This is a genomic window from Bacteroides sp. 1001302B_160321_D4, assembly GCF_015667765.1.
GTDB lineage: Bacteria > Bacteroidota > Bacteroidia > Bacteroidales > Bacteroidaceae > Bacteroides > Bacteroides xylanisolvens.
This window is the reverse complement of record NZ_JADPLO010000033.1, coordinates 24,739-36,926: the sequence shown is the minus strand read 5'-3', so window position 1 is coordinate 36,926 and position 12,188 is coordinate 24,739. Positions and strand designations below refer to the sequence as shown.

General features: G+C 41.1%; 9 protein-coding genes. 6 read left to right on the top strand and 3 right to left on the bottom strand.

Annotated features, from left to right (window positions below; genetic code table 11):
* The first annotated feature begins 21 nt into the window (after positions 1–21).
* The 6 genes from KFO40_RS13810 to KFO40_RS13785 all read left to right on the top strand — a co-directional run bounded on the left by KFO40_RS13810 (position 22) and on the right by KFO40_RS13785 (position 10,291).
* Entirely contained in the window at positions 22–1,251 is a 1,230-nt protein-coding gene (locus tag KFO40_RS13810; RefSeq protein ID WP_211146478.1) for a YecA family protein, read from the top strand.
* A 69-nt stretch (positions 1,252–1,320) separates the two neighbouring features.
* The gene (locus KFO40_RS13805; protein ID WP_004320669.1) at positions 1,321–2,517 is read left to right on the top strand and encodes a hypothetical protein; all 1,197 of its coding nucleotides are present in this window, start codon (positions 1,321–1,323) and stop codon (positions 2,515–2,517) included.
* A 29-nt stretch (positions 2,518–2,546) separates the two neighbouring features.
* On the top strand, positions 2,547–3,098 hold the full coding sequence (locus KFO40_RS13800) for a condensin complex protein MksE (protein WP_008644382.1): 552 nt from the start codon (positions 2,547–2,549) through the stop codon (positions 3,096–3,098).
* Entirely contained in the window at positions 3,082–6,750 is a 3,669-nt protein-coding gene (locus KFO40_RS13795; protein ID WP_211146477.1) for an ATP-binding protein, read from the top strand. Before KFO40_RS13800 ends, KFO40_RS13795 begins: the two co-directional genes overlap by 17 nt.
* Positions 6,747–7,607 carry a hypothetical protein gene (locus tag KFO40_RS13790; protein WP_004314783.1) on the top strand — a complete coding sequence of 287 codons (861 nt, stop codon included), beginning with the start codon at positions 6,747–6,749 and terminating at the stop codon, positions 7,605–7,607. Before KFO40_RS13795 ends, KFO40_RS13790 begins: the two co-directional genes overlap by 4 nt.
* A 593-nt stretch (positions 7,608–8,200) precedes the next feature.
* Positions 8,201–10,291, top strand: a complete 2,091-nt coding sequence (locus tag KFO40_RS13785; protein WP_120145204.1) for a BT4734/BF3469 family protein — start codon at positions 8,201–8,203, stop codon at positions 10,289–10,291.
* Between the two features lie 100 nt (positions 10,292–10,391).
* Here KFO40_RS13785 and KFO40_RS13780 read toward each other — a convergent pair whose 3' ends face one another.
* From KFO40_RS13780 to KFO40_RS13770, 3 genes are all read right to left on the bottom strand, one after another.
* A complete protein-coding gene (locus KFO40_RS13780; RefSeq protein WP_004316548.1) occupies positions 10,392–10,826 on the bottom strand; it encodes a DUF6078 family protein in 435 nt (144 codons plus the stop codon).
* 326 nt (positions 10,827–11,152) lie between these two features.
* Complete coding sequence (locus tag KFO40_RS13775; protein ID WP_004301999.1) at positions 11,153–11,551, bottom strand: helix-turn-helix domain-containing protein; 399 nt, start codon at positions 11,549–11,551, stop codon at positions 11,153–11,155.
* Positions 11,552–11,586: 35 nt separating this feature from the next.
* Complete coding sequence (locus KFO40_RS13770; RefSeq protein ID WP_004316547.1) at positions 11,587–11,994, bottom strand: helix-turn-helix domain-containing protein; 408 nt, start codon at positions 11,992–11,994, stop codon at positions 11,587–11,589.
* Positions 11,995–12,188: the final 194 nt, after the last annotated feature.

Genomic DNA, 12,188 nt, shown 5'->3' with positions numbered 1-12,188 from the left:
ATCAATAAGTGAATAGATATTATGTTAAAATGTCAGTCGGAATTGTTTCAGCCGTCATTGAAATTGGTGGATGGCTTGAAGATGAATACAAAAGAGGAATTAAAGAGGATGGCGAAAATTTTGCTTTTACCTGTTCCTACCAAGTTGCACAAGGATGAGTATGTAACTTATTTTGCAGAAGCTGTTTTGACCTGTCCTGAAATGTGGCTTTCCCGGTTGACGCATTATGAACTGGCATTACTTGATAAGTTAGTGAAGGCGGGATCTGGTAGTTACGTAGAATGTACAAATTCTTTTTTGGTGACTACTTTGGAAACTCTTTCTTTCATAGCAACGGACTGTAGTCACATGGATGAGAGTAAAGTCCGTTATATGATCTGCGATGAATTGCGTGAGGCAGTAGCTTCTTATCTGAATAAACTGTTGACTTCCCAAAAGCAATCTGTTCGTTTTATGATAGAACAGTATGCCTGTGGAATCGTAAATTTATATGGTTTTCTCTCTTATTCGGACTTATTGTATATACTGGTAGGCTATTTGCAGCATTCAGTGACAAAAGAAGAAATAGCTGACAGTTTGGCTAATTCGGCATTGATACAGCGACTAACCTTTGAAGTGGAAGATGGTTATAATACAAACCTTTACATAGAGTCTCCTTTTTTGGATGATTTTGAATCTTTGGAGGAGCAATTGTATCTGCGCCGTGATATACCGGACAGGAAGAAGTTTTCTAAAGAGGAAGCCTTTTCAGCGGGCATGATGCCATTGAGTATCATTCCTAATCCGTGTTGGGATGAATTGAAGGAGTATATGATGAAGAAACTGCGATATACGGAAGAAAAGGCGGATAGTAGTTTGGCATATTTGTGGTTTACTGCTCAAACGGAAGAAAATTCAATGTCTATTATTACTTCAATGATTAGCCACAAACTTTCTTCCATGCAGGAACTGCAAGAGGCTATTGAACTATTTATGGATTATGTGAATCATTGTCCCCGTTGGTTCTTGAAAGGTTATTCTTCAGGGGAGGCATTCGTTTTATTTCAAAAAGACAAATTTAGAAAGAATCCTCCCCGCATTGTTGCAGGCCCGAATATGAAGGCTGCCGGTATGGACATTACTCCGGAAATGCAGGCAAGGATAGACAATCTGTTTCGTGGCATGCCTTCCGAACACACGGTCGGAAGGAACGATCCTTGTCCCTGTGGAAGCGGGAAGAAGTATAAAAAGTGTTGTGGCAGAAATAATTAAGAAAAGGACGATTGCGGAAGAATATCCTGCAACGAGACGTATTATGGATTTGGAAGAACAGTGAATTAGATGAGTACTTTTCGTTCCATAGAAGAACTGGTCAAGAGTCTCGACCGGGAGAAAGAGCTCTTGAAAGAAATGTTTGCTAAACGGAAATCTCTTTCGTTCCGTTATGATTATGCGCTTGAAATGACGGAGTACAAAGAAGAGCGTATCCGCTATCTGATAGACTATGGAGTCATCCGGGACACTGGCGACTTCCTTGAAATGGAGGATATTTATCTGAAATTCTTTGAAGATGTACTCGAAGTAAATGAAGAAATCAATGTATCTTTCGTGCAGGATTACCTGACACGACTGAATGAAAACATTGACTATTACTTGAAAGAGAATAACGAACAACGTAAATACAACTACCAGCGTGAAGTGAAACGCTGCCTGAAAAACATCGCTCTGACTACAGTCCGCAATGTGATGGATCTGAAAAGAAACATGGATAATACCTATAAGAACGAACCTAATTATAAGATAAAAAAGACTAAACTTGTCCGCCTCGATGAGAAACGGAATAATATTGCTCTGCTGATTCGTAAAAGTGAGGAATTGATAGACTACGGACAGCCTGTTTTCTTCCGGGTGGCGATGGACGTACAAATGCGGAATGTAGTAAGTGACGTAAAACTTCAGCTAAATGACTCGTACCATAATCTGATTGAAATCCAGAAACAAATCATCCATTATCTGAATCTGATAGATTATCAGAACCGTATCTTTGAGAAAGTAAAGAAGTTGAAGTACTTGAAAGACCAGTTCTTGTTGGAAGAACATACAAGTATCCGTTCTGTTGCCGCACAAAAAAATCCTGTCTGGATGGAGCCGCAGGTCGGTTATCGCATCAAGCTTTCTATTGATAATCTACGGACTTCCGATGAGGCTTTTCAGATTTTGAAGAAACTTGTCGCGCGGCAGAGAAATTCTCCGAAAGGAATGAAACAACTGGCAGATGCCATTCCGGAAGGATACCTGGATGGGCAGTCGCAAATGATAGATACCGTAAACTTGCAGGAGGTGCATAATTCATTTATGGCGTCCAGCACCCATCTGTTCTCTTTTGTGATGAACTATCGCTACCGGAAAGAGGTGACACGTGGAGAGAAATTAATCTTTTTCTGCCAACTGGCGTCACAGTATGCCGACGAACTTCGCTTTACGGATACTTATGAAATTTCCGACGAAGTGGAATACCCTTTAATATATGCCAAATGATGTATGCTGAATGCTAAAAACAGATGACTATGAAATATACTGAAGAGATATTTAATATACTTAGCAAAGGGGGATTCATTTCTTCCAATAGTGTCTCTGCCCAAGTGAAACGCTTGTATGATGCCATTGAGGAAGATTTGCCCGATTATTATGATTACTATAAAGGCATCGGTTTTTATCTGGAAGGTGGTGACGGTTATTACTACTTTACTCGCAAGGAATCGAAAGTCGATTTGGAACGTAAACTGGAAGCAATTCAGAAGTGGATTGATTACTTGAGTTTCCTGAAAACCTATCATTCGGCATTCGGCCCGGGCTTTCTGTTTCGTGCTGCTGATATTGAGATTCAGATAGGATGCGATATCGAACTGAAAGAAAAGGCAACCAAACTGTTTTCGGATAAGAAGAAATATGATGAAGTAGTCGGCAAACTGCTGAAAGAACTGGAGAGTATAGGACTGATAGAGAAAGAAAACGAACTTGACGGGACGTATAAAGTATTGTCGGCTTTCCATTATATGGAGGACTTGGTTGATTGTATCACAATTTCAGAGGAGGTGCAAGATGAGATACCTGAATAAGATTATTTTTCTGAACAGTGCCCATATTCCGTATGCGGAAGTGAAGTTGGATGGGAACGTACATTTTATAGGTACGCAAGGTGTCGGTAAGAGTACGCTGCTTCGTGCCATTCTCTTCTTTTACAATGCTGACAAACTAAGACTGGGTATTCCGAAGGAGAAGAAAAGCTTTGATGCTTTTTATTTTCCATACGCCAATTCTTACATTATCTATGAAGTGATGCGGGAGAATGGGGCGTATTGTGTGGTAGCTGCCAAATCCCAGGGACGGGTGTTTTTCCGTTTTATTGATGCGCCATTCCAACAGGACTGGTTCATTGACGAACACAATGTGGTACATTCCGAGTGGGGACGCATCCGCGAACATATCGGTTCGAAGATTCAGATTACTGCACAAGTGACTAGCTATGAAATGTATCGGGACATTATTTTCGGTAATAACCGCAAGCATGAAATGATACCTTACCGCAAGTTTGCCATTGTGGAAAGTGCAAAATATCAGAATATTCCCCGTACGATACAGAACGTCTTTTTAAATTCCAAACTGGATGCTGACTTTATAAAAGATACCATTATCCGTTCGATGAGTGATGAGGATATCTCTGTCGATTTGGACTTCTATCGTAGCCAGATAAAGGAATTCGAGCAGGAATACAGGGACGTGATGCTTTGGTTTACAAAGAACAAGAATGGAGAAGTGCCTGTCCGGAAGATGGCGGAGAAAGTAATGAACGCCTATCGTGACTTGATTTATACTCAAAAGCAGATTGGTGAAGGGCGTGCGGAGCTTAACTTTGCGGAGAAACAGGCTTTGCATGAGATTCCGTTAGTGAAGGAAGAACAGGCTAAAGCCGAGACGGAACGTGAACGGTTGCTGCGGCTTATGGGTGAACTGCAACAAAAGTACACCAATGAGCGTGATGGCTTGATTAGGGATATAGGTATAATAAACGATTTGCTCAAAAAGATACGTGAGAAACGTCTGCATTACGAGCAGATGCAGATTGAAGAAATCATCAAACGGGTATCTTGCGAAGAATTACTGATTCAGGAACTTGAACAAGTCCGGAATATGAAATCGGAACTGACAAGGGCTTATGAGGACGTATTGAGTAAGTACCGATTGCTGTTTGAGAAACTGGAAGCTGATTTCCGTACTTTTGAGAATAGCCAGCAAGCACGGATAAATGCTCGGAATGCGGAGATTGCCGGCAAGCAGGAAGAATTGATGCAACAACTTCGTGTGGAAGAAGAGAAAGTAAGGGCAACGCAAGAAGAGAAAGTGCAGACTGTGGATAATCGTATCCGGCAGTTGCGCGACGAACAGGCACAGTGTAACCTGAAACTTCAAAAGGTGAAATACGAACATCCCCATCAAAAGGAAATGTCCGATTGTGAAGACGGCATCAACGAACTGCGCAAAAAGGACAAGGAACTGGAACATAGCATCCGTCAGCAACAAGGAGAAATAAAGCAGTTGAGGCAGGAGTGTGAATGGAAAGTGGAAAAATTGAAATGGGAATTTCAGACAAAGATGGAGACCGTTCGTAAAGAACGGAGCGCGATTGAAGAACAGTTGCAAACATTGGACGCCTTGATTGAGAAACGAAAAGGTTCTTTGTGTGAATGGCTGGAGAAGAATAAACCGGATTGGCAGGAGACGATAGGCAAGGTGGCGGATGAGGAACTGGTGTTGTACAACAATGAACTGCAACCTCAATTAGTGAATAAGGAAGCTACTTTGTTCGGCGTTTCACTCAATCTGACAGCAATCGAGCGTTCTGTCCGCACTCCCGAGGAAATGAAGCAGGAGCGCGACAGGCAACAAGCAGCCCGGCAACTCTGTACCGACCGTCTCACCCGACTGACGGAAGAAGAGGCGGAAGCTGTTTCTTCTTTGGAGAAGAAGTATTCGAAGCAAATACATAGTATTTTGGAAGAACAACATCTGATGGAAGCCGAGCGAATGCAGATTCCTGCAAAATTGAAGAATTTGCAGGCTGATTACGCCTCATGGAAGACGAAAGAGGAGGAATGGAAAAGAGGATGTACCGAAGAATTACAGGCGCAACTGAATGATATCGGCCATCGTCTTTATGTGGCGGAAGGCGAGAAGGAGAAGCATTTGGCGGAACGGGAAAAACTGTTGAAAGCTTGCCGGAAAGTGTATAATGACAGCAGGACGGAACTCCGGAAGGAACTGGAGGAGTTTGTTGCCAGCGTTCAGCAAGAGATAGAGCGGATGAAACAGCAAACTGCGGAGCGGAAAAAGGAATTGAAGCAGGCGCAGGAGAATGAATTGAATGGAAAGGGTGCTGATACGGTCACTATCCGCAAGTATGATGACAGGCTTGCCGAAATAAATAAAGAATTAGATTATATAGGTAAATCCCGCCCACAAGTTCTTTATTATGAAAGAGACAAGGAGGAACTGTTTGATAAAGAACCTGCTACGCGAAGCAGGAAGAAAGAACTGGATGCGAAGCTAGTTGCATTGGACGAACGTTTCGCTCTGAAAAAGGAGAAGTTGCAGGTCCAGAAAAAAGGGGCGGACGAGCACCTCGAGCGGATTGGCAAAGAATTGCACTTATTGGAGGACGGGTTGAATAAAGTGGATATGTTCCGGAAAGATGAAACTTTTTGTCCGCCTTCTGTGATAGAAATAGGAGAGAAGCCTACTCGGAAAAATTGCGATGTTATTGTGGAAGAGTTGAAGTCGCTCATCGTATCCACTATCAGAAAAACAGAAGAATTCAAGAAAGCGGTAACGCAGTTCAATGGAAACTTCTCGTCAAAAAACACGTTTCATTTCCGTACGGAACTGGTTGGAGAACAGGATTACTATGATTTCGCTTCCAATTTGTGCGAGTTTGTGGATAATGATAAGATTTCCGATTATCAGAAACATATCAGTGAACGGTATACGGATATAATCCGCCGGATTTCGCAGGAAGTGGGAGGACTGACCCGTAATGAAAGCGAGATACACAGAACAATAAAGGATATCAACGACGATTTTGTCAAGCGGAATTTTGCCGGAGTAATAAAGGAAATAGCTCTTCGCCCGCTTCAGAGCAGCGATAAACTGATGCAGTTATTGCTGGAGATTAAACGGTTTAGTGATGAGAACCAATATAATATGGGAAAGGTTGACTTGTTCTCGCAGGATTCCCGTGAAGATGTCAATGCGGTGGCTGTCCGGCATTTGTTGTCGTTTATGAAATTCCTGCTTGACGAGCCGGGACGCAGACGGTTGGCGCTTGCCGATACATTCAAACTGGAGTTCCGCGTGAAAGAGAATGATAATGACACGGGATGGGTGGAGAAGATTGCCAATGTAGGTTCTGACGGCACGGACATTCTGGTGAAAGCAATGGTCAATATCATGCTGATTAATGTATTCAAAGAAAAGGCGTCACGTAAGTTTGGTGACTTTAAAATCCATTGTATGATGGATGAAATAGGCAAGTTACACCCCAACAATGTGAAAGGTATTTTGGACTTTGCCAATTGCCGGAATATATTGTTGGTAAATAGTTCTCCCACTACTTACAATGTGGAAGATTATCGTTATACCTATTTATTGAGTAAAGACGGGCGGTCAAATACACAGGTTGTCCCATTGTTAACCTATAATAAGATAGAAAAATGAGTGGTAGTTTATTTACATTGGCAATGGCGAGGCTAGTTCTGAAAATGCTGGGCGGCGAGCTCATACCTTACACAAAGTTTGATGGACTGATAGCAAATAGATTAATGGATGAGGGAATCATCACTATTGTTCCCCGAGGGAGTAAGCGTAGTTTTCGTATGATTGACCCGGAAGGATGCCGTATCTACATCTCCCAGAATTATACTTCCGGCATGGAGCTGGAAGATTGGATTGAGATGAAGAACTGTCCGGATGAAGTGTCGCGTTCGGAGCAAGTGGCGAAGGCGGGGGACTCTAAATTGAGATATACCCGTACGTTCAAAGGTTTTCTCCTCAATTGTTATACGCCTATAGAAGCTACTTTTCATGGCGAACCATGTGTTCTTTCTCCCTTGCAAGGCACTTCTATTTTCATGCAGGATTACGAATATTTCCGTATTCCTGAAGATGTTGTAGTAGTGGGTATAGAGAATGGAGAGAATTTCCAGCATATCCGTGCCCAAAAGTACTTGTTTGAAGGAATGAAAGTTCTTTTCGTGTCCCGTTATCCGCAATCGAAGGATTTGTGTAACTGGCTAAAGATAATTCCCAATCGCTATATTCATTTCGGAGATATAGATTTGGCTGGCATTTCTATCTTTTTAAATGAATTCTATGTCAAATTGGGCAACCGTGCGGAATTTTTCATTCCTGCGGATGTGAAGAAACGCCTCAAGGACGGAAACCGGCAGCTTTATGATAATCAGTATTTGCGTTATAGGGCTATGTTGGTTTCTGACGAACGTTTAAGACCATTGGTAGCAATGATTCATAAATATGGGAAAGCGTATGAACAAGAAGGATATATAAAGTATTAGATTAGTTATATCAGCATCTCTATGAAATAAAAAACAAAATATATCTGTCATCTGTCACAGATTATAATCTAACTTACAGAGTATAAGTACTTAATAGTGTGACAGCACAGTGTGACAGCAGTGTGATGGCAATAATGCTGTCACCTAGAAAACAAAGACAAAATAAAGACGCTGCTCGAAAATAAATAGTATCAGCCATCAATGGATTAGTAGTTCAATTTATTATCCTCGTACTTATGAGTTGTGTCCTGCCTTTAAACTAACAGTTTCAAGGCGTGAAACTGTTGGTTCTGCGGTTTGAAACTTTAGTTTCATAGGCTTGAAACTCTAGTTCCAATTACTTGAAACCATTGGTTTCTTACCGATGAAACTATAGTTTCTCTTAGCTGGAACTATAGTTTCAAGCAGAGAAAACTAATTTGCCCCGTAATAGAGTGGTGGCAATCCCGTTTCTTTCGGTTAAAGAGATGCTTGATATATCAATAATTTTCTGTATTAAAAACTTGTTTTCTTTGCCGGTTTCGGATATTATGACTAATTTAGCAGTCTCAACGATCGCAAAGACGCTGACAAAACAAATTATTATCAAATTAATGAAAATTACTCAATTTCGTAAGAACGAAGATACGATAGCGCTTAGCGTAATGGATCTTGATATACTGGTAAATAAGATAAAGACAGAAATAAAATCCCGTCCTGTTTCTACATTCAGAGAACATCTGCGATATACCCTTTCCGATGAACGGTGTATGTTTGCCGATAAACTGCCCAAGATAATTCCTGCTGCCGAATTTCGAAAAGTAAACGGTCAGAAACAAATGAAAAACTACAACGGTATTGTAGAACTGACCATCGGTCCTTTATCCAATAAGTCGGAAATCGCTTTAGTGAAACAAAAAGCCTGTGAGCAACCACAAACCCGTTGTGTTTTTATGGGTTCAAGTGGTAAAACGGTGAAAATATGGACTACCTTCACCCGACCGGACAACTCCCTTCCCAAAACACGGGAAGAAGCGGAACTATTCCATGCCCATGCTTATCGACTGGCTGTGAAATGTTATCAGCCCCAAATCCCGTTCGATATACTTCCCAAAGAACCGACTCTGGAACAATATTCGCGATTATCCCACGATCCGGACATCATATATCGTCCGAATTCAGTCCAATTTTATCTCTCTCAACCATCATCAATGCCCGAAGAAACCACTTTCCGTGAAGCGGTTCAGGCGGAGAAATCTCCATTAACCCGTGCCGTACCGGGATATGATGCGGAAAATGCCTTCCTGATGCTTTTCGAAGCCGCTTTTCGGAAAGCTTATGCCGATCTCCGGGAAGCGGGGCTCGAATTGAGCAAAGACACATGGCATCCTTTAGTTGTCCAACTGGCTAAAAACTGTTTTGCTTCGGGACTTCCACAAGAAGAAGTTGTGAAACGTACTGTTTTCCACTTCTATATGTATAGACAGGAAGAGCTTATCCGGCAAATGATTGGCAATATATATACCGAGTGCAAAGGTTTCGGCAAGAATATCAGCCTGACTAAAGAGCAGCAACTCGCCTTGCAGACTGAAGAATTTATGAAACGCCGCTATGAATTCCGTCATAATACCCAAATTGGTGAGGTAGAATATCGTGAAAGGCTTTCTTTTCGTTTCCGTTTCAATCCTCTCGATAAACGTGCGCTGAACAGCATTGCTTTGGATGCACAGATGGAAGGTATCCCGTTGTGGGATAGGGATATTAGTCGTTATATTTACTCCAACCGCGTCCCTGTATTCAACCCGTTGGAAGATTTCCTCTACCGGCTTCCCGCATGGGACGGTAAAGACCGTATTCGTGCATTGGCAGCCACCGTCCCTTGTAAGAATCCGTATTGGATGGATTTGTTCCACCGTTGGTTCCTCAATATGGTTTCTCATTGGAAAGGAAGCAATAAAAAGTATGCAAACAGTGTTTCGCCCTTACTTGTCGGACCGCAAGGGACACGTAAATCCACCTTTTGCCGGAGCATAATGCCCCCTTCCGAGCGTTCCTACTATACTGACAGCATTGATTTCTCCCGAAAGAAAGATGCCGAACTTTACCTCAATCGTTTTGCGCTTATCAATATCGATGAATTTGACCAGGTGAGTTCGACACAACAAGGCTTTCTGAAACATATTCTGCAAAAGCCTGTACTGAATGTGAAGAAACCTCATGGCAGTGCCGTGCTTGAAATGCGTCGGTACGCCTCATTCATAGCTACAAGTAACCAGAAAGACTTGTTGACCGACCCTTCCGGCAGTCGTCGTTTTATTTGCATCGAAGTGACCGGAGTGATTGACACCAACCGTCCGATAGACTATGAGCAGCTTTACGCACAAGCTATGTACGAATTGGAACATGGCGAACGTTACTGGTTCGACCAGGAGGAAGAAAAGATCATGGTGGAAAACAACCGTGAATTTGAACAAGTCCCGCCGGAAGAGCAACTTTTCTTCCGTTATTTCCGTGCCGCACAGCCTGAAGAAGGGGAGTGGTTGTCTCCAGCGGAGATTATGGAAGATATTCAAAAAGGCAGTTCAATCCCGATGTCTGTCAAGAGGGTTAATTCCTTCGGAAGAATACTGAAAAAGCAAGAAATACCTTCCAAACATACGCGTAGCGGTACACTCTATCATGTTGTAAGACTAATAACCAGGTGACGGCAAAAATGCCATCACCCTGCCGTCACCTCTTGCTGTCACAGTCTTATCGGTTCATTACTAAACAATTAACCCCTAAATTGTGACAGATGACAGCAACTCACCAAATATATTCTTCTGTGTAGCGTTGGTAAGTTGGCTCTTCTTTTATCCCTTTATTGCGGAATAGTTGTCTGATGTAGGCTTGGTCTTTAGGCATAAGCCCCCGTTCTCCACGATAGAATCGATAATATCCCGTTTTTCCATAGTGTCCTACCAATTGTATTCTGATACTGACTGCATCCTCATAGGGGATTCTGTTAAGCAACTGTTTAAGTCCCCATGCCACATGGACTTTTACTGTAGTTTTGAAACATTCGCATTGGTTTCCATCCGCAGGATAACGTGCCGGATTAACGATGGAGATATAAAGGTAATCTGTTGTATCAAGTTGTGTAGCTATGTGGCGCAGGCATTTGGAGGCTTGTGGACATTGAGCGTTGAAACAACGGGCAAAATTGTAAGGGACAGACAGACTGTCGGGTTCTTCTTTCATTTTGTAGGGTTTATTTTATTTGTGAAATACTGTTGTAAATATTGCAAACAGAATTCTTCACAAAAGTAGGACTTTATTTTGGGAATGGGAAGCGTTGGGATTGTTTTATTTGTATGTAATGGGGATTTCTTATCAACATTTGGTAATTAGGGATACTCAATACATATCCCTAATTATTTGCAGCAAGGTTTCTCTTTCTTGTTTAAGGTTCTTTATCTCTATTTTTAGCCAATCAATTTCTTTGTTCTTTGAGGAAATCAATTCATCTACAACTCCCTTAGGGAAATAATTGTTATAAACGAAGTTGAGTATTTTATAAAGGTCATCTATTTCTCTTTTTTTAAGCTCTCAAATTGTTCTTTCTGTTTCTCTAACAGTTTCTCAAAGAGTTCAATCGTTTGTTCTATGGGAAAATTATTGAATGTTTGGTTATTACCAATTGCATTTTTTACACCGCAATTCTCGTAAAAATTATTTGTGTTATATAAAACCGTTTCTTCGTTATACTCTTTCAATCCGTCGGTAGTAACTCCTAATGCAGAGGCTATTTTTTCTAATCGTTCATCATCAATTTTCTCGGTTTGTTCCATTTTTGAAACAGCTTGCTTGGTTATTCCTAATAATTGGCCTAGCTCCGTTTGAGTCATACCGCGAAGTCTGCGTACACGTTCTATCTTTTTCCCAAGGTGAAGGTGATTTGATTTTATATTTTCTATTGTTTCCATTCTTCTATATATTAGATTGCTGAATCTAGCAGTGATTATTTCATATGTTTTTTCAGGATCTCAATTTTATCTTGCTCACTTTTCAACAAACGCTCATATAACTCAACTATTTTTTCAAGTGGATTTATTTGTTGAACGATGGCGTATGTAGTAGCACCTTCAGAGATATTTGCATCCTTATAATTATGATGATTAATATTGAAAATCGTCTTTTCAACATCAAAGTCTTTAATGACTTCTTCGGATATTCCCAACACTTCAGCAATTCTTTTTAGAAAGCCTTCTTCTATTTCCTCTTGTTTCTCAATCTTTGAAATGACCTGCTGATTTACACCAAGATCGGCGGCCAGTGCTTCCTGTTTCATGCCTAAATATACACGAATCCTTTGTAAATTGCGTCCGACATGTCTCCGGTTTTCCTTCTCTTTTATTTCAACATCCATATTATTGTTCTTTAAATGAATACGTCTAGGCAAAGATAACAAGAAACAGTTTAATTCAAATGAAAGTGTGCTTTATTTTTTAGTGTATGTTTTTGTTTCTGTAGTTTTGGTTATTTACTTAATGGAATTTGTTGCTGATTTCTATTAGTAGTATGTTTAAGGTTATGTAATTTGGGGAGGAACGAAATAAATAT

Bases quoted from the DNA above. Each gene is read 5' to 3' on its own strand.
- KFO40_RS13770 (WP_004316547.1), bottom strand. From the start codon at position 11,994: ATGGATGTTGAAATAAAAGAGAAGGAAAACCGGAGACATGTCGGACGC.
- KFO40_RS13810 (WP_211146478.1), top strand. From the start codon at position 22: ATGTTAAAATGTCAGTCGGAATTGTTTCAGCCGTCATTGAAATTGGTG.
- KFO40_RS13800 (WP_008644382.1), top strand. From the start codon at position 2,547: ATGAAATATACTGAAGAGATATTTAATATACTTAGCAAAGGGGGATTC.
- KFO40_RS13790 (WP_004314783.1), top strand. From the start codon at position 6,747: ATGAGTGGTAGTTTATTTACATTGGCAATGGCGAGGCTAGTTCTGAAA.
- KFO40_RS13775 (WP_004301999.1), bottom strand. From the start codon at position 11,551: ATGGAAACAATAGAAAATATAAAATCAAATCACCTTCACCTTGGGAAA.
- KFO40_RS13785 (WP_120145204.1), top strand. From the start codon at position 8,201: ATGAAAATTACTCAATTTCGTAAGAACGAAGATACGATAGCGCTTAGC.
- KFO40_RS13795 (WP_211146477.1), top strand. From the start codon at position 3,082: ATGAGATACCTGAATAAGATTATTTTTCTGAACAGTGCCCATATTCCG.
- KFO40_RS13780 (WP_004316548.1), bottom strand. From the start codon at position 10,826: ATGAAAGAAGAACCCGACAGTCTGTCTGTCCCTTACAATTTTGCCCGT.
- KFO40_RS13805 (WP_004320669.1), top strand. From the start codon at position 1,321: ATGAGTACTTTTCGTTCCATAGAAGAACTGGTCAAGAGTCTCGACCGG.